The sequence below is a fragment of the Pseudomonas sp. Pse35 genome, assembly GCF_024519715.1.
In the GTDB taxonomy this organism is placed as follows: domain Bacteria; phylum Pseudomonadota; class Gammaproteobacteria; order Pseudomonadales; family Pseudomonadaceae; genus Aquipseudomonas; species Aquipseudomonas paracarnis.
The window spans coordinates 73,408-93,849 of sequence record NZ_JALJRP010000017.1; the positions used below are offsets into that span (position 1 = coordinate 73,408).

At 61.7% G+C, this 20,442-nt stretch carries 18 protein-coding genes; 6 read left to right on the forward strand and 12 right to left on the reverse strand.

Going from position 1 to position 20,442, the window contains the following annotated elements; all coding sequences use genetic code 11:
• The first annotated feature begins 11 nt into the window (after positions 1-11).
• A complete protein-coding gene (locus OC445_RS15915; RefSeq protein ID WP_034126431.1) occupies positions 12-569 on the forward strand; it encodes a DUF4136 domain-containing protein in 558 nt (185 codons plus the stop codon).
• Between the two features lie 223 nt (positions 570-792).
• Positions 793-2,736 carry a pilus assembly protein TadG-related protein gene (locus OC445_RS15920; protein WP_186527435.1) on the forward strand — a complete coding sequence of 648 codons (1,944 nt, stop codon included), beginning with the start codon at positions 793-795 and terminating at the stop codon, positions 2,734-2,736.
• Between the two features lie 488 nt (positions 2,737-3,224).
• Here OC445_RS15920 and OC445_RS15925 read toward each other — a convergent pair whose 3' ends face one another.
• On the reverse strand, positions 3,225-5,975 hold the full coding sequence (locus OC445_RS15925) for a PAS domain-containing sensor histidine kinase (RefSeq protein WP_198791524.1): 2,751 nt from the start codon (positions 5,973-5,975) through the stop codon (positions 3,225-3,227).
• The gene (locus OC445_RS15930) at positions 5,972-6,409 is read right to left on the reverse strand and encodes a TadE/TadG family type IV pilus assembly protein (RefSeq protein WP_003188217.1); all 438 of its coding nucleotides are present in this window, start codon (positions 6,407-6,409) and stop codon (positions 5,972-5,974) included. Before OC445_RS15930 ends, OC445_RS15925 begins: the two co-directional genes overlap by 4 nt.
• A gap of 71 nt (positions 6,410-6,480) precedes the next feature.
• Between OC445_RS15930 and OC445_RS15935 the strand changes: the two genes are divergently transcribed.
• A complete protein-coding gene (locus tag OC445_RS15935) occupies positions 6,481-6,984 on the forward strand; it encodes a prepilin peptidase (RefSeq protein ID WP_054896406.1) in 504 nt (167 codons plus the stop codon).
• Positions 6,985-7,055: 71 nt separating this feature from the next.
• On the forward strand, positions 7,056-7,841 hold the full coding sequence (locus OC445_RS15940; RefSeq protein ID WP_034125881.1) for a response regulator transcription factor: 786 nt from the start codon (positions 7,056-7,058) through the stop codon (positions 7,839-7,841).
• Between the two features lie 136 nt (positions 7,842-7,977).
• Here the strand turns inward: OC445_RS15940 and OC445_RS15945 are convergent, their stop codons facing one another.
• From OC445_RS15945 to cpaB, 8 genes are read right to left on the reverse strand one after another with little or no spacing between them, the layout of a single operon-like run.
• Positions 7,978-8,250, reverse strand: a complete 273-nt coding sequence (locus OC445_RS15945; protein ID WP_034125882.1) for a DUF3613 domain-containing protein — start codon at positions 8,248-8,250, stop codon at positions 7,978-7,980.
• 10 nt (positions 8,251-8,260) lie between these two features.
• The gene (locus OC445_RS15950; protein WP_034125883.1) at positions 8,261-8,986 is read right to left on the reverse strand and encodes a tetratricopeptide repeat protein; all 726 of its coding nucleotides are present in this window, start codon (positions 8,984-8,986) and stop codon (positions 8,261-8,263) included.
• Positions 8,987-8,996: 10 nt separating this feature from the next.
• Positions 8,997-9,884 (reverse strand): type II secretion system F family protein, encoded by an 888-nt coding sequence (locus OC445_RS15955; RefSeq protein WP_054896408.1) that lies wholly within the window; start codon positions 9,882-9,884, stop codon positions 8,997-8,999.
• A 1-nt stretch (position 9,885) separates the two neighbouring features.
• A complete protein-coding gene (locus OC445_RS15960; protein WP_034125885.1) occupies positions 9,886-10,767 on the reverse strand; it encodes a type II secretion system F family protein in 882 nt (293 codons plus the stop codon).
• A gap of 9 nt (positions 10,768-10,776) precedes the next feature.
• Positions 10,777-12,048 carry a CpaF family protein gene (locus tag OC445_RS15965; protein WP_054896410.1) on the reverse strand — a complete coding sequence of 424 codons (1,272 nt, stop codon included), beginning with the start codon at positions 12,046-12,048 and terminating at the stop codon, positions 10,777-10,779.
• The gene (locus OC445_RS15970; protein ID WP_034125887.1) at positions 12,045-13,238 is read right to left on the reverse strand and encodes a CpaE family protein; all 1,194 of its coding nucleotides are present in this window, start codon (positions 13,236-13,238) and stop codon (positions 12,045-12,047) included. The genes OC445_RS15965 and OC445_RS15970 overlap by 4 nt, the downstream gene beginning before the upstream one ends.
• The gene (locus OC445_RS15975) at positions 13,235-14,440 is read right to left on the reverse strand and encodes a type II and III secretion system protein family protein (protein ID WP_054896411.1); all 1,206 of its coding nucleotides are present in this window, start codon (positions 14,438-14,440) and stop codon (positions 13,235-13,237) included. The genes OC445_RS15970 and OC445_RS15975 overlap by 4 nt, the downstream gene beginning before the upstream one ends.
• A gap of 19 nt (positions 14,441-14,459) precedes the next feature.
• Complete coding sequence (gene cpaB, locus OC445_RS15980; protein WP_054896412.1) at positions 14,460-15,404, reverse strand: Flp pilus assembly protein CpaB; 945 nt, start codon at positions 15,402-15,404, stop codon at positions 14,460-14,462.
• A gap of 337 nt (positions 15,405-15,741) precedes the next feature.
• Here cpaB and OC445_RS15985 point away from each other — a divergent pair, with 337 nt between their 5' ends.
• Positions 15,742-15,939 carry a Flp family type IVb pilin gene (locus OC445_RS15985; RefSeq protein ID WP_034125890.1) on the forward strand — a complete coding sequence of 66 codons (198 nt, stop codon included), beginning with the start codon at positions 15,742-15,744 and terminating at the stop codon, positions 15,937-15,939.
• A 53-nt stretch (positions 15,940-15,992) separates the two neighbouring features.
• The gene (locus OC445_RS15990) at positions 15,993-16,397 is read left to right on the forward strand and encodes a response regulator (protein WP_034125891.1); all 405 of its coding nucleotides are present in this window, start codon (positions 15,993-15,995) and stop codon (positions 16,395-16,397) included.
• Between the two features lie 227 nt (positions 16,398-16,624).
• On the opposite strand, the gene OC445_RS15995 is transcribed toward OC445_RS15990, so the two are convergent.
• The gene (locus tag OC445_RS15995) at positions 16,625-18,307 is read right to left on the reverse strand and encodes a ShlB/FhaC/HecB family hemolysin secretion/activation protein (protein WP_089042157.1); all 1,683 of its coding nucleotides are present in this window, start codon (positions 18,305-18,307) and stop codon (positions 16,625-16,627) included.
• A 186-nt stretch (positions 18,308-18,493) separates the two neighbouring features.
• Positions 18,494-20,284, reverse strand: a complete 1,791-nt coding sequence (locus OC445_RS16000; RefSeq protein ID WP_262020213.1) for a collagen-like triple helix repeat-containing protein — start codon at positions 20,282-20,284, stop codon at positions 18,494-18,496.
• Positions 20,285-20,442 lie beyond the last annotated feature (158 nt).

Genomic DNA, 20,442 nt, shown 5'->3' on the forward strand with positions numbered 1-20,442 from the left:
TGGAGAACACCATGCTTCGTCGCATCGCTGCGCTTGCTGTTGTCATGTTGCTGGGCGGTTGCCAGAGCAACCAGGTCAACCACGATTTCGACGCCAGCCGAGACTTCGGCGCCTACCGTAATTGGGCCTGGAAAGACCCAGCGTTGCAGTACCGTCCCGATGACCCGAGGATCAAGAGCGACCTCACCGAGCAACGCATCCGCCAGGCCGTGGGCGAACAGCTGGATCAGCGCGGTTTGCGTCCTGCGGCGGCGGGTACCAAGGCTGACCTGAATGTACAGGCCTACCTGATCGTCGAAGACCGCCAGCAGCAAGTCACCACCAACTATGGCGGTGCCTGGGGCGGCCCGTGGAATGGTTACTGGGGCGCGCCGATGTACAACGAAACGCGCAACATTACCTACAAAGTGGCGACCATCCAGATCGACCTGCTCGACGGCAAGGACGGCAAGCTGGTGTGGCGCGGCAGCGACGAACAGATGATGGCCAGCACGCCGAACCCCGAGGAACGCAACAAAGCCATCCGCAGCACCGTGACCAAGATCCTTTCCAACTACCCGCCGCGCTGATCGCTCACTGTAGGAGCGAGCTTGCTCGCGAAAAACGTCAACGATAACGCGTACTTCCTGAATCAACGCGGCGTCTGTAGGTTTTTCGCGAGCAAGCTCGCTCCTACAGTATCAGGGCGTATCAGGGCATCTCCGCCAGTCGCCAATGTGGCGAGTTGCCAGCAACCTGCCGAAGCCTTGTCTACACTCCAGTGCAACGGAGAGTTAGCGCAGGAGTGCTTCGATGTCTCCCCGATTCGGCTCCAGACAGCGTGGTGCAATTGGCTTGATGGCGGCAGGCACTTTGGCCTTGGCCTTGGTGTTTACGTTGCTGGCGGTCGACAGCGGGCGCTTGTATTTGGAAAAGCGCAAGCTGCAATCCGTCGCCGATACCTCGGCGTTGGAGGCAGCCAGTCTCGGTGGCCAATGCGGTACCAACACCACCGCAAACGCCTATGCCACGCAAAATGCGGCGCGCAACGGTTTTGTGGTCGGTAATGGCAGCACCCTGGCGGTGACATGCGGCACCCTGGCGACCAATGCTCTGAACACCCGTGTGTTTACCGCTGATGCCACCAAGAGCGACGCTATCCGCGTGGTGGCTTCCCGCACTGTGATGACCAGCGTTGCCAATGGGCTGTGGAACCTGTTCAGTGGTGCGCCGATTACCCCGCAAATCAACTTGAGCGCCACCGCCGTCGCGGCGACACCACCGCCCGTGGCGCAGCTGTCGATCCGCAGCAGCCTGGCCAGCGTCGATTCAGGCAAATCCCCGCTGCTCAACCTGGTCATCGGCAACCTGCTCGGCGGCAACCTTTCGCTCACGGCGGCGGGTTGGAACGGCTTGCTGCAGACCAACGTCAACCTGCTCAGTTATTTGGACCAACTGGCGATTAACCTGAACGTGAAGGCCGGTGACTACGATGCCTTGCTCAGTACCGCAGTCTCGGCTACTCAACTGATCGACGCTGCTGTGAAGGTTTTGCAGAAAAACGGTGCGGCGGTCACAGCGGTCGTCAATGACGTGATTTCGATTCAAGCCATTGCGCCCAACAGCAAGCTGTTGACCGTGGGTGACCTGATCGACATCGCCACCGGCACGCCGACGGCGGCGCTGAATAGCAACGTGCAATTGTTTCAACTGTTGGAAGCGGTGGCGCAGTTGTCCAGCAGCAAGAATGCGGTGAGTGCGGCGGCGCAGGTCGCGATTCCGCTGGTGGGCAATGTGTCGATCCAGACCAAGGTCATCGAACCGCCGCAGCTGTCGGCCATTGGCAATCCTGTGTTGGCCAAGAAGGGCTTGCAGAATACCCCGCCGACCGATCAGATTTTTGTACGCACCGCGCAAGTGCGCACGTTGGTGACCGTGCAGGCGCCGATCATCAAGGCGGTCTCTGGCGTGGCGTCCATATTGACGGGCCTGGGCACGCCGGTGTCCCAGGTGGTCAAGGGCTTGTTGAACCTCAACCTGCCGGCGGTGGTTGGCGGTGTGTTGTGCCTGGTGGCCTGTAATGTGGCTGACGTCGATGTCACCACATCGCTGGCCATTTACATCGAAGCCGGCAGTGCGCAAACCAATGTCACGGATTTCAATTGCGACTCGCCGGCCTCCAAATCCTTGACGGTGAAAACCACTACGTCCCTGGCGACCCTGGCGGTCGGTACGGTGGATCCGGTGGCGGCTTTTTCTTCCTCCGCAGCAGTCGATGTGCAGCCGGTCAGGCTGATCGATTTTGGCCAGCGCTACTGTGTGGTCCTGACGCTGCTGTGCAGCCCCAACCGTACACCCAATGTGGGGGGTGGTTTGCTGTTGAAAGCCAACTCCACCATTGCCGCGCAAACCAGCACGATGGTGTTTGCGCCGGTGGCCGAGATGAATGCGCCGCCCACCTACAAGTTCGCGCCGGGCACCGCCAATATCGTCGGCAGCCTGGCGGCGACCCTTAATGGCTTGCAGGTAACTTATGCACCGCCCAGCGGCAGTGTCTCCAGTGGCGCGTTGGCTGGGGTTGCCGGGCTGTTGGCGACCATTACCACGGCGGTGGTGGGGCTGATCCAGAATGTGCTGTCACCGATTCTCGACCCTGTCGTCAACACCTTGCTCAGCGCCTTGGGCATCAACCTGGGCAACGCCGAAGTCGGTGCCAATCTCACCTGTCATATGGGCAGGGCTTACCTGGTGATTTAGCTGACTCCCCGAGTTCCAAATGTGGGAGCTGGCTTGCCTGCGATGGCGGCCTGCCAGCCGACGCCTATCTACCTGACCCCCCGCGATCCAACTGTGGGAGCGGGCTTGCTCGCGAAGGCGGCCTGGCAGTCAACACAGTTGGAACGTGTACATATCCATTCCTGCGGTAACGGCCACTTATGGTTCCGCTTTTACAGCGGCTCACTTTTGAAAAGCCCAAAAGTAAGCAAAAGGCTCTTGCCCCACCACTCGGCACCTCGCTTAGGCTCGGTGTGCCCGCAATCCGCCAGTGATTTGGGGGGCCGCCGCCACGCGCCATCCATGGCGCGGGGCGGCTAAACCGGCATCCCTGCCGGTTTACCCCCCAAATCACTGTCGAATTCCGGCCAGCGTGGTTTAACGGGGCGCTTAAGATCAAGATCACAAGCAGATCAAAAGCAAGAGCAAGAGCAAGAGCAAGAGCAAGAGCGGCTCGCTTCGCATCGTGGTTAGCTGATTGAGTTTTGCGCGATGGGTAACTCGACGCAGAATTTCGCGCCGGCCTCGCCGTTGGTAACGCTCAGGCGCCCACCCATGTTTTCCACAATCCCATAGCTCACCGAGAGCCCCAATCCGGTGCCGACGCCGATTGGCTTGGTGGTAAAGAACGGTTCGAAAATCCGCTCCAACAGGCGCGGGTCGATCCCGCCGGCGTTGTCTTCAACCCAGATACGCACATGGCGGCTGTCGTGCTCGCTGTGCAGGGCAATCCAGGGGCGCAGGGCAGGGTCTTTTTCTCGCCGGCTGAGTAATGCGTCGCGGGCATTGACCATCAGGTTGATCAGCACCTGTTCCAGCTGGTCGACATAGCCTTTGACCTGCACCGAGAAGTCCGCAGGGCTGATGCGCACGTCTACACCTTTGCCGCGCAGGCCTTCGCTGAGCAGGGACAGGGTGCCCTCCAGCGCCTGCGCGGGGTCGAACGGTTGCTGCTCGATTTCCGAGCGGCGGCCGAACACGCGCATATGGTCGACCACCCGTGCCGCGCGTTGCACCTGGGCGTCGATACGCTGCAGTTTTTCCGTGAGGTAGTCGATTTGCACATCGCCATTGCCCAGGCGCTTGAGCACATTGGTGATGGCCATGTGCATCACGTTCAGCGGCTGGTTGATCTCATGGGCCAGGCCGGTGGCCATTTCGCCGAGGGTGGCCATTTTCGCGCTTTGGGTCAGTTGCTGCTGGGAGCGGCGTACTTCGGTGTTGTCGCGCCCTACGGCTTGCACTTCGATCAGGGCGCCTTGTTCATCGAAGACGCCACGGTCCGACCACACCCACCAGGCATGTTCGCGCCCCGGCAGTTGCAGGCTGATTTCCGCGGTGCTCACCGGGAATTCCGGGGTCAGTTGCTGAATGCGTTGCATAAAGGCGGCGCGCTGTTCATCCGACAGCCACTGGCCCAAGTCGATGCCTGGCAATTGGTCGGGCCGGCATTCCAGGTAATTGGCCAGCGGCGTGTTGCCAAAGGTGAGGATCAGGTCGGGACGGTAGCGACAGATCATCGCTGGCGAGTCTTCCACCAGGATGCGGTAGCGCTCTTCACTTTGGCGCACCTGCTCGGCGGCCAGGGTCGCCTCTGTGACGTCCAGCCAAAGGCCCACGGCTTCCACCGGCAAGCCGAGGTCGTCGCGCAAAAGCTTGGCTTCGTCGAGCAGCCAGTGGTAGTTGCCTTGCTTGTCGCGCAGGCGGTAGCGGCTGCGCACGTTGCCTTCGCGCAGCAGCTGGCGGGTGCGTTCGAAGTAGTGTTCTCGGTCGTCGGGGTGGATCAGCGCCGCCAGGGTGTCGTGGTTGCAATCGGCCAAGGTCCAGCCCAGCAGCGGCAACAGGCTGGCGCTGAAAAACGCTGGGTGCAGCGCGCCGTTGACGTAGCGCTGCACATAGATGACGGCCGGTGAGCTGGCGATCAGGTTGTCCAGGCGCGCATGGGCGGCGGCGGCTTGCAGTTGCTGGTTCTGAATGTCGCTGATGTCGAGCATGAAGCCGACCCAGCGCCGTTCATTGCCGGCTCCCAGCACTTGGCCTTGTATGCGGTACCACAGGGGCGACTGCTCGGACTCGGTGCGTTGCAGGCGCACGTTGGTCAGCAGTGGCTTGCCCAGGGCTTGCAGGTCTTGCAGGCGGCTGTCGAGGGCCTGACGGTCGGCGGGGTGGATGAGCTCGAGCCAGGTACCGAGGGGTTGGCGGGTGGGGCCGTCGTCTAGGCTCAGGTTGCGCAGCAATTGTGGCGCCAGTTGGATTTCCTGGGTAGCGGGCAACAGTTCCCACCAGCCAGTGCCGAGCAGGCCTTGCAGGGCTTCTACCCGTTCCAGTTGCTGGTGGTGACGCTGTTCGCGCAGACGGCCCAGCAGCGGCGCGGCGAGTGCTGCGCACAGGTTCAGCCAGTCACGCTCGCCGGTGTGGTGTGCCTGGCCGTTATAGAAGCCACACAGCAGCCACGCGGCGGCGCCATGGCTGTCGCGGTACGGCACCAGGAAGCCGTCGGCATTGCCAAATACACTGTGCAGGCGCGGGTTGTCGCTGCGCCCCTGGGCAATGTCCAGGCTAAGTGGCGTGTTGCCGTTGATGCTGTCCAGGCTGGTGCCCAGGTGTTGCCCGGTCTGCCACAAGGCCGGGGCGTCGTGAGCGGCGTAGTGACTGTAGATGCGCCAGCCTTGATCATCTTCGTCGAGCAGTGCCATGGCGACGCAGGGGATGCGCCAACGCTGGGCCACGCTGCGCAGGTGTTCGCTGAACACCTGGGGCAGGCGGTTGAGGCTGCACACGCGCAGCTGTTCGCTCATCAGGGCGGCGAGTTGGTGGTTCTGTTCGCGTTGCTGCACCCGTACTCGGTCGGCCAGCAGGTCAGTGATGTCCAGCAGGTGCAGGGCCCAGCCGTCGCCCTCCGGCTCGATCCAGCCGCGGGTATGCAGGACCTGGCCAGCAGCGCCCTGGAAGTCGAGGTCCAGGCCGTGTCGTTGCCACTCCTGCGGCGTGCCCTCGACACTCCGCGCGCTGTCGGCACACAGCAAGGTCTGCAAGGGGGGGTTGGGCGCGTTGGCAAGATGCTGGGCAAGCAAAGGCCTCAAGGTGCCTGAGATGTTCAGCACCCCACCCAGGTTGTCCAGTTGCACTTGCAGGCCCGGCGCGGGGGTTGCTGGCGCGCCCAAGGCCAGGGCGCTGGTGCGCCCGCGCAGGCGTGCGAACAATTTATCCCCCGTCGTCAAAACTGAAGGCTCGAGGTAGCAGTGAGGTTGGTGGGCAGGTTGGGTACGGTGCCCACCCCGGGCAATACCAGGGCCGGCAAGACCGCTTTGATATTGGCCGAGGGGTAGGTGATCTTCACTGTCAGCAAATTATTGGTGTAGGTGGCGGTGATATAGCCGGGCAAGAATTTCAATGAGCCGGGGATCCAGTTCAATTGGGCCTGGGCGGCATCCTTGGCGCGTTGCACCACCAGGGCCGAATAGCCTGCGGTGCTGGGGTCCAGGGACACACTGCGGCGGACCCCTTCGGCTGCCGCTTGGTGAAATGACTGCATCAACAGCAGCGGCAAGCTGTAGCTGAGCATGCCGTAGAACACTGCAAAGAAAATCACGAAGACCAAGGCAAACTCGATCGCCGCAGCGCCTTTTTGCTTTCTCGGGAGGCTCGATTTCATGACTGCGTCTACCCTGAGTCGAGTACTTGATATCAGCATAGAATCATTCAGCCAAAAGGGATGTTTTTTACGTGATCCAGACGCTAGTGATTGTGCTGTGGTTGGGCGTATGTGCTGTGCAGGATATTCGCCAGCGCCAAATTTCCAATACGCTGACCCTGGGCGTAGGCCTGCTGGCGCTGATTTACCTGCTATGGGCGGGCTCGACCTGGCTGGGTGCGCCCCGCAGCGAGGGTGGCCTGGCCTTGGCTTTGGCGCTGGTGCTGACCCTGCCCGGCTACGCGTTGGGCCGCTTTGGCGCGGGGGATGTGAAGTTGCTAGCCGCCTTGGGGCTGGCCTCCAATATCGACTACCTGTTGGGGGCGTTGATCGGCGCTGGCATCGTAATGGTGGCCTGGACACTTATGCATCAATGGCTTAGCTCAAATCGCGTTGAGCGGGCAGGGCAAGCGTCAACAAAACAGCCCTTTGCGCCCTTCGTTTTGACAGGTTTTGCCGGCAGCTGGTTTTGGATCCATCAGTCGCACGAGTTGATTAATGCTATGTACATAGTCGGAAAGTACGTCTACGTTTAATGAGTAGTTGTGTAGGAGTTTTCGTCAGAAAGGATAGGTCATCATTTGGCTTGCCAGGCATGGAGTAGCGCGTGAACAAGCTTACGTCTGCAGTAAAAGTGCTCGTTGTCGACGATCAACCATTGATCGTGGAGGAACTCTGTGAATTTCTTGAAAGCAGCGGGTACCGTTGTGTCCCGTGCGAGTCCAGCCAGCAAGCGGTCCAGCGTTTTGGCGAAGACCTTCAGATTGGTTTAGTGCTGTGTGACCTGCATATGCCGGACATGGACGGCATCGAACTGGTCCAGGCGCTGCAACGGATCGCCGGCAAACATCGTGCGTTCGAAGCGATCATGCTCACCGGTCGTGCCGACAAACAGGATGTGATCAAAGCCCTGCGTGCGGGCATCGCCGATTACTACCAGAAGCCGATCAACCTCGATGAATTGCTCGAAGGCCTCAAGCGCCAGGAAGCGGCGTTGGAGGAACGGCAAAAAGACCTGCAGCTGGGCACGCTCAACCAGAAGTTGCAGTACCTGTCCGAATCGATCAATGACTTGTATATGGACTTGGACAAAGTGCGTCGCAACCCGACGCTCCAGGACCATGATGGGGACCCATCGGCCGATGAAGCCGGGCCGTTGGAGATCCCGGCGATTTTCAATCAGCTGTCACCGCGCCAGCTGGATGTGGCTCGCCTGGTGGGCAAGGGCCAGACCAACTATCAGATTGCCTGTGAATTGGGGATTACCGAGAACACGGTGAAGCTGTACGTGTCCCAGGTGCTGCGCCTGACCCATATGCACAACCGCACGCAGTTGGCGCTGGCGTTGTCACCGAGCAACTCGGCGATGCGCCAGCGGGTGACTGCGCACTAAAGGCCCAAGCAAACCTTGCAGGAGCCATCTTTCTGTGGCGAGGGAGCTTGCTCCCGCTCGACAGCGCAGCTGGAGTCGGCTTTTCTTGGGGGCGCTTCGCTCCCCAGCGCAAGCAAGCTTGCTCGCCACAGTAGCTTTACTTGCTTCCACTTTGCGCAGTGCCGCCTATTTTCTGATCAAAGAACTCCGGAATCGGGTGCTTGTTGCTGTCCAGCCAGCGCTTGAGCGCCTGTTCGCGTTCTGCCGGCGTGGTTTTCTGGGGGTTGGCCGAGGCTGCGCGCCCGCTCAGTTGCAGTGCCATCCAGTTTTCCGTTTCGGCCTGCCGGGGTGAAGACGGCCCCGCTTCGATGGCCGAAGCGAGGAGGGGCAGGGCCAGGCATGCAAGGCCGGCGAGGTATTGGAATTTCATCATCGACTCCTTATTTCACAGAGGCCGGCAGCGTATCGCTGACCGCCGCTACCTGATCTTTGACTGGGCGCTGCGGTGCCGTGCCAGCGTCCTTGAGGTGTTGCGCCCGTGCCTGGGCTCGGGTCACCTGATCAGGGCTCAACCCGAGTTGGCCGACCACTTTCGCGGCTTGCTCCCAGTTGTCCTGATAGATCAGCAAGGTCACCAGGTTGACCGCCGCTAATTGATCGCTCTGCTTGAGTTCGATGGCGGTCATGAATTCAAAGCGCGCGTCTTCAAGGCGCCGTTGATCGAGGTACACCACGCCCAGGTCGTTGCGGATTTTTTCGTCGGTGGGCGCCAGCCGTGCTGCGCGTTGCAGGTGAGCCATGGCCTGGCCGTTGTCGCCCTTGGCCGACGCCAGTTGCCCCAGGCCGTGCTCACCGTCGGCGGCCAGGCAGGTGCCCAGCAGGCTGCGGTACAACGGCTCGGCGTCGGGACGGCCTAGCAAGCGATAGGCACGGGCCTGGCGCTGACGAACCTGGGGCAGGGCGCTGGGCAGGTTCTGCAGGTTGGCAAGGCTGGCGTGCAGCTTGCCTTCGTTGGCCATGTCATCGGCCAGGTTCAGCGACAGCTCCTGGTCCGAGCTGGGCTTGGGGCAACTGCCCGGCGCCAGCAACCCGGCCCACGGAACCTGGCCGTTGCTGGCACAGCCGCCCAGCATCAGCAGGCTCAAGGCGACGATCAGTGGTTTCATGGCAGGCTCCTCAAAAGTTATTCAAGGCTCGGGAGATGGCGATCATGGCCGGCCCCCCGAGCACGATCAGCAAGGCGGGAAACAGGAACACCATCATCACCACGGACATCTTCGCGGACATCTTCGAGATGTATTCCTGCAGGCGGGTCAGGCGGCGGTCGTCAAGCAACTGCTTGAGGGCCAGCAAGGATTTCATCGCGCCGCCGCCCTGGTGGATCAACTGCTGAAGGATGATGCAGGTGTCGGTGAACTCATCCACGGCCAACAGGCGTGCGGTCTTGCCCAGCTCTTCGGACAGTTCCAGGCCCGAGTCGACCCTTGCCAGGATCAGGCGCAGTTCATGGGTCAGGTCTGGCAGCAAGCGCTGGGCTTCGGTGCTCAACACCCGCAGCGATTGCTCAACTGCCATGCCGGATTCGAACAGGATGCGCAGTAACGGAATGAAGGTGGAGATTTCCCGAGCGATACGCTCCTGGCGGTATTTCGCACTGAGGGCGAGGATGCGTTTGGGCAGCAAGTAACCGATGCCTAGGGCAATCGCCGGGGCAATCCAGGGTGAGCCGGCATGGGGAAACAGCAGCTGTTGGCCGAGCAGGGTCAAGCCCAGCAACACGATGGGCACGCCGATCTGGAAAGCGGCAAACATGGAGCGCTGGTTGGCTTTACGCCAACCGACTCGGTTGAGCAGGGTCTGGGTTTCGTTGTCCAGGCTGACCGAGCGCTGGGCCACGGTGCTGGCGCCCAACTGGCGCATCAGGCTGCCGAGTTTGTCCTCGCGGGTCAGTTGGCCTTGCAGGCGTTGGCTGACCAGGCGTTGTCGGCGCCTTTGCTCTAGCAGGTTGCCGACGATCAAGGCGACGGCGGCGAGCGACAACAGGATGCAAATCAGGATGGCCATCTCAAATACTCCGCAACATGCGCCACATGACGAAGGTGCCCGTGATGTCGAGCGCCACCGCGGCCAGCAGCAGGTGGCGCCCGGTTCCGTCATTCCACATGCTCATCAGGTAGCCCGGGTTGACCATCAGGAAGTAGCCGACCATGACGATAGGCAAACCCGCCAGCACATAGGCGGTCATGCGCGTTTCGCCAGTCATGGCCTTGAGTTGGCGCGCACCCTGTTCGCGCTCGCGGATCATCTTGATCAGGTTTTCCAGCAGCTCGCTGGCGTTGCCGCCGTAGCGGTGGTTGACCTTCAGGCCAAGAGCAAACAGGCGGAATTCATCGCGCTCGTAAAACTCGGCAAAGTCGCTGACCGACTCCGGCAGGCTCACGCCCATTTGCACGTTGCGCTGGATGCGGCTCATGGCCTGCTTGAGCGGCGCTTCGGTGCTGTCGATCGCGCCCAGCACAGCGTCCGCCAGGGTGCGCCCAGACTTGAGGCTGCGCACGCTGTGGTCCAGCAGCTGCGGTAATTGTTCGACCATGCGCTGCACTCGCCGTTGGTAGCGCCAGGCGATATACACCCGCAGCAGCAGCGGCGGCAGGATCAGCATGGCCAACAGTCCCAGCCCGCCGGCCAGCAGATAGCCCAGCAACATGCCCAGCGCCCAGCCGCTCAGCCACAAACCCAGGCGGTCGGTGGGCTTGCCCAGGCCGGCGCGCTGGAACATGCGCTCCAGCGCGACCCAGCTGCCGTTCGGCTCCTGGGGCACCGGCTGGCCGTCGCTGAGCCGCTCCAGCACCCGGTCGGTGCCGGCCTGGCGCAACCCTCGCTGGAACAGCCAGACGGACAGGCTGATCAGCAGGATGCAAATGAGCAGCAAGACAAGTCCGGTCATGAGCCCTCTCTACAACGGCAATGCCGATTCGCGCCGCAACTTGTCGCCGGCCGGGTTGAGCGCTTCGCGCAGAAAGCCGAAACCGGTACGGCGGTCGAGGCGGAACAGGGTGTTGGTGACATACACGTCGTCGCGCACCCCCACCACTTCCACCACCTCGCTGACGCAACGGCGCCCATCGGGCAGGCGCGTCAGTTGCACCACCACATCCAGTGCGGCACAGATCATCTGCCGCAGGGTTTTCTCCGCCACCACCCGGCCGGTCAGGCCCACCAGGGTTTCCAGGCGCAGCAACGCGTCCTGGGCATTGTTGGCGTGCACGGTGCTCATGGAACCGTCATGGCCGGTGTTCATGGCCGTCATCACGTCGAGCACTTCGACGCCACGGATCTCGCCAAGGATGATGCGGTCCGGGCGCATCCGCAGGGCGTTGCGAATCAGGTCGCTGGCCTTGACCTCGCCATGCCCCTCGGCATTGGGCGGACGGGTTTCCAGGCGCACCACGTGGGGGTGGCCCAGTTGCAGCTCGGCGACGTCTTCGATGGTGACCAGGCGTTCGTGGGGGTTGATCAATTGGCTGAGGATATTGAGCAGCGTGGTCTTGCCGGTGCCGGTGCCGCCACTGATCAGGATATTGCAGCGCTTGCCCACCGCCTCCTGGAAGAACTCGAAGATGTTGTGGTCGATGGTTTGCATCGCCACCAGGTCGCTGCTCTTGAGCATGTCCTTGCGAAATTTACGGATCGACAGGCACGGGCCGTCCAGGGCAATCGGCGGGATGATCGCATTGACCCGGCTGCCATCCGGCAAGCGCGCATCGACCATCGGCGACGACTCATCCAGGCGCCTTCCAAGGGGCGCGAGAATGCGCTGCATCACGCGTTCTACATGGTGCGCGTCGATAAAGCGCAGGTCGCTCTGGTGGAGTACTCCGTCACGCTCGATAAACACCCTGTGCGGGCCGTTGACCAGGATCTCGGTGATCGACACATCGCGCAGCAGTACTTCCAGCGGGCCGAAGCCGGTCAGCTCATCGACGATTTCCTCGGCCAGGCGCTCCATCTCATAGCGCGAAATCGCCAGGTGCATGCGCGTGATGTATTCGGCCACTTTGTCGATGACAAATTGCGCCAGGGATTGGCGCGAGCCTTCCAGCAGGTTCTGGCCCGACTCTTCGATGGCATCGATGATGTAGCGATGCAGCACCAGTTTCAGGCCGTCGTGGTCGTTGTGCGCGGCACTTCCACGGGCCGGTGCGCCGAAGAGTTTTTCGCCGTTCATCGACTCGCTCCCAGTAGGCGTTCGAACCAGCGCGTCGAAGGTTTATCCAGTCCTTCGGTGCGTTTGGCCAGGCGCTCGCCCAGGTGGCGCAGGGCTTGGGTCAACGCTTCGCGGGGGGCCAGGGTGAACAGGCTTTGCCCCTGGTTCTTGGCGTTCAGGCGCACTTCGGGGCTCAGGGGCAGCACGGCGATGCACTCCAGGCCGAAGCTTTTTTCCAGGGCTTCGGTGCCGGGGGCGCAGCCTTTGACGTAGCGATCGACGAGCAGCTTGGCATGGTCGAGCTTCATGCCTTTTTCGCGCCACAGGTTCAGCATCGCCAGGTTACGCCGACAGTCGAGTACGCACTGGTCGGTGCACCACAACAGCTTGTCGCAGTGGCTGACAAAGGTGCGCAGGGCTTCGCTGTCCGCTTGCCCGGTGAGGTTGACTACGATGTGCTGGAAGTGCTGACGCAAGGCGCTGAGCAGCATGTACAGCTCGGCGGCGCTGGTCATTTCCAAGGGGTCATCGCTGGCGGCGTAGGCGAGGATCCGCAGGCCGTCGTCGGTGCTGGTGAACGCGCTGTTGATCAGGGTGGCGTCCAGGCGTCGCAGGTGGCGCAAGGCGTCACCGAAATTGAAGGTGCTGTCCAGGCCCAGCAGCGCCAGGCTGTCGCCCCTGGGCAGGCCGAGGTCGAGCATCAGCGTCTGCTGGCCGCTCTTTTGCACCACCATCGCCAGGTGGCTCGCCAGCAGGGCGCCATCGGTATTGCCCTGGGCACCGTAGAGCACGGTGAGGCCGCCAAGATGGGCGTTCGGCGCGCTGGGCGGCAAGCGCTTGCTCAGACGCCGCACCAGCCCGGCCACTTCGCTGGAGCGTGAACCATAGGCGACAAAATCCCGCGCACCGGCACGCATGGCGTTGAGTACCAACTGGTTGTCCATGCCGTCGCCCAAGGCCACCACCGCCAACATCGGCTTGGCTTCCAGGGCGCCTTCGATCAAGGCGCTCTGGGCTACCAGGTGCTCGCGGTCCAGGCCCACGAACACCAGGTTGGCGAAGGTCACGTCCACCAGTGCCAGCAATTCATCCAGGCTGCCGCCGCCCACGTTGATCACTTGGCCAAGAGGGGCCAGGGCACCCTGGAGCCATTCCAGGTCGGTGCTGTTACGGGTGATTGCCAGGAAGGTCTGGCTCAGGCTATCGCTCATTGGGAAAGTCCACTGCGACGGTCGAAGTTGCCGTTTTCCAGGAAGAACAGGCGGAACCAGTTCGGGTCATAGGTGCGCAGTTTTTCGCCGGGCAGCGACGGCAACTGCGCATTGGCAGCCAGTGGCTGGACCAGATGCGGCGTGACAATCATCAGCAGTTCTTTCTCTTCGCTCTGGATATTGGAGTCGCGGAAAAACGCACCAAGGATCGGGATATCGCCCAGGCCCGGGAGCTTGGCGATGGTGGAGCGATTAGTGCTGCTGATCAGGCCGCTGATCACGAAGCTTTCACCGTCGGCCAGTGACACGCTGGTGTCGGTGCGCCGGACGGTCAGGGCCGGCACTTGAATGCCTTCGATGCGAATCGCATTGTTGTAATCCAGCTCGCTGACTTCCGGGGCGACTTTCAGGGCGATGCGGTTGTGGTCGATGACCGTGGGCGTGAGGGTCAGGCGAATACCGAACTCCTTGTATTCGATGGTGATGGTGTCGCTGCCGGCACTGGGCACCGGAATCGGCACTTCGCCGCCGGCCAGGAAGGTCGCGCTCTGGCCGCTCATGGCCACCAGGCTCGGGCGCGCCAGGGTATAGGCGAAGCCGCTGCTTTCCAGGGCGTTGATCAGTGCCTTGACCCGGCCACCGCCAAACCCGATGTTGAAGTTGTCGGCACTCACCGGCAATTTGAAAATGCCCTCTGACGGGGACAGCAAGTCGGGGCTGCCGAGGAAGAAGTTTTTACCCATGCCCAGGATCTTGGTGCTGGCTTCCTTGAGCTTGGTGCGGCTGACCTCGACGAAGCGAATATCGGTCTGCACCTGGCTGGGTAGCGTCGGGTCTTCGGAGGGCGACAGCGATTGGCTGGTCAGCGCCGAAGTAGCCTTGCCCTTGACGAACACCATGCTCTGGCGCGGCGTGGTCGAGCAGCCGGTCCACACCATCAGGCTGGTAGCGCCGCTGCCGACGCCAGTGAGCAGGAAATGGCGGTCGCCGTTGACCCGCACATCGGCAATTTTCGGGTCGCCGATAGCCAGGCGCGTAATCGCTACCGGCGACTGCAGCTCGGTCTGCAAGCCTTCGCCTACCTCGATCACGGCGGGCAATTGGCCCAGGGCGTTGCAGCTGCCCGATGCGCCCATCGCCATGCCCAGGGGCAGGCACGGCAGCATCAAGGCCAAGGCCAATTGAGCGTAGCGTTGGCTCATTCAAGGCATCCTTGTTCAATCAGGGGGTAGGTTGTGCTGCCGCCGCGCCGCGAATCACTTCGATACCCCGACGCTGGCCGGTGACGGCCACCGCAGGGGTGATTTTTTTCGGCGGGCCGCTGAGGGCCAATTGGGTGAATTGGTAGAGGTCGCGGTTGGCGCTTTGCACCTTGTCCGGGGTGTCGCTTTCACCGGCCCAGTAGCGGCTGAGCAATTGTTCGTCGGCACTGCGCACGGCCAGGCGCAGCGTGCCGGCTTGGGAAGCGAGCATCAACCGACTCAGCAATTGTTCGGGCACCGCCAGCACCACACTGCGCGCGGCGGTGCGACGTTGAGCCGCCTGGGCGCGTTCTTCGGCGGTGGCGGGTGGCGGTACTGCCGGGCTGCCGTCGTTGGCCAAACCCAGTTGGTCGCCGACGCTGAGCAGGCGAATCGCCGGGATGACCACCTGCGCCGATTGCTCGGCATTGGCATTGTCCTGGCGCAAGAACAACAAGACATCCACGTAGTCGCCGGGGCTCAACTGGCCACCGGCACCGATGACCTCGTCGACGGCGACGGCGAGCGCGCGTTCATCCGCACGAATCATGCGGGCCAGGGGGCCGCCGGCGGTGAAGCTTTCATCATTGAGCCAGGTGCCGGCACCCAGGGCCCGCAAAGGCGTACGACCGATGGCCTGGTCAACGCTGGTCAGGCTGCCTGCCGGCACGGTGCGCAGTTTTTCCACGGCTACATCGGCAGCGGTGAGGGGCACAAAAGGCGCAACCGCGTGCACCAGTACCACGACGGGCTGGCGGGTCTGGTCTTCCACGACTGCAACGGTTTTTTCCACGGAAATGACAGGTTGTGGCGAGGGTGCTACGGCAGGTGCCGGTGGACGGCTGAGCACCAGGCCCCAATACCCTGCCACCAGGGCTCCGATAAGCAGCAAGCCAGCCAGGACCATGCTGATGCGACTGTTCATGACGGCGCTCCCTATCCTGTTGCACTACTTTTATTCCCGTTAATCCAAACGAGTTAAATTCGCAACTGGGCTGTGATGAACAACTAACGATTTGGCTATTTGAAGGTAGCTCAGCTAGGACGAAATGCCATTACCGAACGAAAAATTTATTGATGTTTTTAGCATCGGGCCTTTAAACAACGGACTTGCAGGGCGCATGAAGCCACTAATACTTTATGATTAATTCATTCTTACAGTTGTGAGTGTTAAATTTGTTGACAATGCTCTAGTGGCACACGGCAATCATTGTGCGGGCCAGCTGTATCGGCGCTTTGTGGCGCATGAAGGAGATCTCAACATGATCCTTGACCTGTTCTTGAAATTTTATGTTCACGCTCAGTTATTCCTGCGCCGCAGAGATGGGGCGTCGGCTATTGAATATGTGATTATCGTCGCGATAGTTGCGTTGGTGATCGTCGGTATTGGTACTGGGCTTGGCGATAAGATAAAAGGCATCTTCGAGCAAGTGTCCGATGCGCTGCCAGCGGCGACTTAGCCGTCATTGCAGTATTCTTTCGTTCCGGTGATTCTTTTTATCAGGTACCGCCCATGACCCACCCTTCGTCATCCCGCCAACAAATCCTATTGGTGGACGACGAGGAGGATGCGCTGGTGGAGTTGGCCGAATCCCTCGAAAACGAGGGATTTGTCTGTTTCACCGCGACCTCCGTCACCTTCGCCTTGCAAGAATTGACACTTCACCCTGATATCGCCCTGGTCATCACCGATCTGCGTATGCCCGAGGAAAGTGGTATCTCCTTGATCAAGCGCCTGCGCGAACATACCTCACGCTCGCATTTGCCTGTGATCGTGATGTCTGGTCATGCAGAAATGGACGATGTCAGCGATATGCTGCGCTTGCAGGTGCTGGACTTGTTTCGCAAGCCGATCTACCTGGTGCGCTTGCTCGATACCCTCAACAGCCTGTTTCCCCTCTCTACACCTGGTCGGTAACGGACCTGCACCGCTTATTAAATGTGGGAGCTGGCTTGCCTGCGATGATGGCCGAACAGTCAGCGACTAACTGCCTGACACTCCGAAACCCAACTGTGGGAGCTGGCTTGCTCGCGAAGGCGGTATGGCAGACCGAGATATGTACTCATTCCAACCCAATTAAATGGTCGACCCGAAGAGCGCCATCGCAGGCAAGCCAGCTCCCACATTGATTACAGGTGCCCTCGTCACAGTTGATAACTGAAGCTCAGCGTATACCGAGGCCTGCGATTGAAGCTGTCCAGGGCGATATCCGACATTGGCTTGGCCGCTTCCAGCGCGATGTTGTAATACTTGTTGTCGCCAAAGCGTAAACCTACCGCCGCCGACGACATGTCGTTGGCCTTGACCGGCAGGTCGTTGAACCAGGATTTGGCGCGATCGACCACTACGTAGGGTTGCAGGATTTTCACCCAGTTGCCGGCGCGGTTGAAGCTGTAGTTGACCTCGTACGCCACCCCCCAGCCTTTGTCGCCCGAGCCTTGGTCGTCCGGGTAGCCGCGGCCGAAATTCTGCCCCCCGAAGGTGGCGCGTTCGCTGTCGGGCAGGGTGTTGTTGCTCCAGTACAGCGCGCCGGAAAGTACGACTTGCCAGTTGTCGAAGAACTTGTCGCTTTGCACGCCGGAGAGGCGCAGGCGGAAGAAGTCGAGGTCGGGTTTAGCCACGTCCAGGTCACTGCGGGCCTTGGCGCCCAGGCCATCGATGCCCTGGTACAGGCCACCGCTGATGATGCGTAGGCGTCGCGCGTCGGCTTTGCGCCAATCTCCTTCGAAGGCCAGGGCGCGCAGGTTGGATTCGATGTCGAAACGCAACGGGTAACCCACCAGTTTATAGCGCGTGGTCTGGTCGACCGCGTACAGGCGTGTGCCCAGGGTGAAGGACTCGGTCGGGGAGGCAATGAACGGGTGGCTCAGGCCGATGGAGTAGCGGTCGATGGACTGGTGCGGCTTGAGTTCGAAACCGCCGTCCAGTTGCACGCTGCTGCTGGGGTCGGCGCGATAGCGCTCGGCGGCGAGCGCCAGTTGGGTGCCTTCGGCATTGATGAATTGGTTGTAGTCCACGCGGTAGTAATGCTCTTTGTCCTCGCCGGGTGGGAACAGGCCGCTGACGCTGAGCTGCTCGCCCATGGACGTCTGGGAATTGCTGGTGGCGCTCAGCAACGCTTGCGTGCCGCCACGGCTTTTCTGCACCAGGCTCATGCTGGTGGTGAAAGGTTTGCGGCTGGCCTGGATCTGCATGTGCGTGGCGCCATCGGTGGTGCCTGGCGGCGGTACTTGCGCTTGTACGCTGAGGCCGGGGATGCGGCTCATCAGCGTGGTATAGCGCTCGAAGGTCTTGCGAGTCAGTGGGCGTTCGGCCAGGAGCTTTTGCGCGAGTTTATCGACGTAGGCCGACACCGAACCAATGTCGCCGGTTTGTTGATAGTCCTTGATGTAGCCTTCCACCAGTACCACGCGGACCAGGCCATTTTCGAAGTTCTGTTGCGGCAGGAAGGCGTAGGACAGCAGGTAGCCATCCTCCTGATAACGGCGGGTGATGCCACGGGTCGCTTCAATCAGTTGCGCAAGGTTGGTTTCACGTCCAATCAACGGCGCATACACCTGCGCCGTCTCGGCGAGCGGGTAGACCGTTCCGCCTTCGATCTGCAACTTTCGAATAGTGACCTTGGTGTCCATCAACAGCGGCTGGCCTGCAGTCGGCGGCGCCTCGGGTACTTGGGTTTTCGACGTGGGTGGTCGGTAGGCGTCCGCGGGCAGGTTGGGTACCGGCAGGGTGCGGACAGTGTCGTTGCTGTTGAGAAAGCTGGGAAGGGTCTCGGCCTGGGCGTAAGCACTGAGGGTGAGCAATAACAACGGGGTCAACACGCGCATAGGACACTCCATGGTCAACTGCAGCAGCGCTTCGGGCCCGCCGGGTTCTGGGACGCGGTTCGGGAGGGCGGCGACTGTTCACAGGTGTCGCTGCCCATAAAAAAGACGAGAGACTTATTAAAGGTCTCTCGTCTCAACCAAGCGTAGGCGCTGTAGGGGAGGCCGTCTAATCGGCCAGGTGCATTTCTATTTGCCGGTCAGGCCATTCAACAAACCGCCCAGACCGCCTGTGGCCGTAGTGCCGCCCGTGGTGGTGGCAGTGCCGGTTGCTGTGGCGGTGGTGCCGATATTCAGGCCGCCGAGCAAACCACCGCTGGTGCCGCCAGTCGCGCCGCCGGTTACCAGGCCACCCACCGAGGCGACGGTGCCGCCGACCGCTGTGACGGTGGTGCCTACCGCGTTGGTGATCGGGTTGGCATTGGCTGCCGTCAAGTTAGTGCCCACGCTGCTCACAGCGCCGCCGACTTGAGTCACCAGACCATTGACCGGAGCACCCACACCGGTAGTGGTGCCGATGGTTTGGGTCAGGTTGGTGACGCCGCTGGTCACAGGGTTGAGCGCTGCGCCGACATTGGCCGCTACGGTGGCGACCGGTGCGGTAGCTGCGGTGTTTGCTACACCTGTGCCACCCAGCGCAGTGCCCAGCGACGCAACGGTGCCGCCGACTGCACCACCGGTCACACCCGTTGCACTGACTGTGCCGTTGGTATTGCCCACGTTCAGGCCGGTACCCACGTTAGCCACCAGGCCACCCACCAGTTCCGGAATGCCGGGAGCCGAGGTGCCACCGGTTGGGGCGACATAACCACCTGATTTATCCAGTGTGCCACCGACGCCAGTGAGTACGGTGCCGACAACGCCGGTGACCGGGTTGCCCGTGCCGCCCGTGCTGGCGACTTGAGTACCCAAGCTGGTGACGGTCGAGCCGACCTTATCCAGTACGCCATTGAGTGGAGTGCCCAGGCCGGTTGCGTTACCCAGGTTGCCGGTGGTGTTTTCCACCAGCGACACCACAGGCACCACGACTTTGCTGCCCAAGGTGTTGGTCAACGAACCCAGCGGGCCGGTGGTGCTGGCCGTACTGAGGGTATCGCCAAGCATGGTGACGGTGGTGCCGACTTTATCCACGACGCCACCTACCGCAGTGCCCACTCCGCCTGTCGCGCCGCCGACCACAGGTATTCCGCCGAGAGTGGTTGACAGTGTTTGGCCGGTGGTCGAGAGGCCGCCGCCCAGGTCGGCCACGCCGTTACCTACGCCTGCCACCGTGGTGCCCAAGGAGTTGGTGTTGGTGCCCAGTGAGCCCAAGCCGGCGGTTACGCCAGTGCCGATGCTGTTAACGGCGGTGCCTGCCGAGGTGACCAGGCCGCCAGCGGTTGCGCCGACGATGGGTACGCCATTCAACGTCGAACCCAGGTTACCGACCGCTGTACCGACATTGCCCACAGTGGTGCCAAGGGTGCCGGCAATCTGGCCGGTGACCAGTGGGGTGGTTGTCGAACCTGTTCCGCCACCTGTTCCGCCGCCAGTGCCGCCGCCGGTGCCGCCGCCCGTGCCGCCGCCGGTGCCGCCGCCGGTGCCGCCGCCAGTACCACCGCCAGTTCCGCCGTCACCACCGCCCGTGCCACCGCCCGTGCCACCGCCGGTTCCGCCACCAGTACCGCCACCAGTACCGCCGTCACCGCCGTCTGTGCCACCACCGGTTCCACCGCCAGTACCGCCGTCACCGCCGCCTGTGCCACCACCGGTTCCGCCGCCAGTACCGCCGTCACCGCCGCCTGTGCCACCACCGGTACCACCGCCTGTACCGCCATCACCGCCACCAGTACCGCCTCCGGCACCTGCACCTGCATCCGGCGATGACGCCGCCACGCTGGATTTATGCCCGCCACCACCGCTGCTGCAGCCGCCCAGGCTCATTGCCAGAATCAGGGCCAGCGCGGTACTTGCTTTCCAAAACACGACTTGAGTTTTCATGATTGAGTTCCTTGCACCTGGTACAACCTTGGTTGTTTCAAACCTTCGTTACTTCTTCGGATAACGATAGGTTTGTCCGTGTGGCTATCTCAGGCGAGGGCACTCTTTCACGCAACGCTCAACTTGGTATTAACGATTTATATACATCCGGCCATCGT

Coding starts and splice junctions, on each gene's coding strand:
- OC445_RS15970 (WP_034125887.1), bottom strand. CDS start 13,238: ATGAGCGATAGCCTGAGCCAGACCTTCCTGGCAATCACCCGTAACAGC.
- OC445_RS15960 (WP_034125885.1), bottom strand. CDS start 10,767: ATGACCGGACTTGTCTTGCTGCTCATTTGCATCCTGCTGATCAGCCTG.
- OC445_RS15965 (WP_054896410.1), bottom strand. CDS start 12,048: ATGAACGGCGAAAAACTCTTCGGCGCACCGGCCCGTGGAAGTGCCGCG.
- OC445_RS15920 (WP_186527435.1), top strand. CDS start 793: ATGTCTCCCCGATTCGGCTCCAGACAGCGTGGTGCAATTGGCTTGATG.
- OC445_RS15955 (WP_054896408.1), bottom strand. CDS start 9,884: ATGGCCATCCTGATTTGCATCCTGTTGTCGCTCGCCGCCGTCGCCTTG.
- OC445_RS15915 (WP_034126431.1), top strand. CDS start 12: ATGCTTCGTCGCATCGCTGCGCTTGCTGTTGTCATGTTGCTGGGCGGT.
- OC445_RS15990 (WP_034125891.1), top strand. CDS start 15,993: ATGACCCACCCTTCGTCATCCCGCCAACAAATCCTATTGGTGGACGAC.
- OC445_RS15950 (WP_034125883.1), bottom strand. CDS start 8,986: ATGAAACCACTGATCGTCGCCTTGAGCCTGCTGATGCTGGGCGGCTGT.
- OC445_RS16000 (WP_262020213.1), bottom strand. CDS start 20,284: ATGAAAACTCAAGTCGTGTTTTGGAAAGCAAGTACCGCGCTGGCCCTG.
- OC445_RS15985 (WP_034125890.1), top strand. CDS start 15,742: ATGATCCTTGACCTGTTCTTGAAATTTTATGTTCACGCTCAGTTATTC.
- OC445_RS15995 (WP_089042157.1), bottom strand. CDS start 18,307: ATGCGCGTGTTGACCCCGTTGTTATTGCTCACCCTCAGTGCTTACGCC.
- cpaB (WP_054896412.1), bottom strand. CDS start 15,404: ATGAACAGTCGCATCAGCATGGTCCTGGCTGGCTTGCTGCTTATCGGA.
- OC445_RS15930 (WP_003188217.1), bottom strand. CDS start 6,409: ATGAAATCGAGCCTCCCGAGAAAGCAAAAAGGCGCTGCGGCGATCGAG.
- OC445_RS15945 (WP_034125882.1), bottom strand. CDS start 8,250: ATGAAATTCCAATACCTCGCCGGCCTTGCATGCCTGGCCCTGCCCCTC.
- OC445_RS15975 (WP_054896411.1), bottom strand. CDS start 14,440: ATGAGCCAACGCTACGCTCAATTGGCCTTGGCCTTGATGCTGCCGTGC.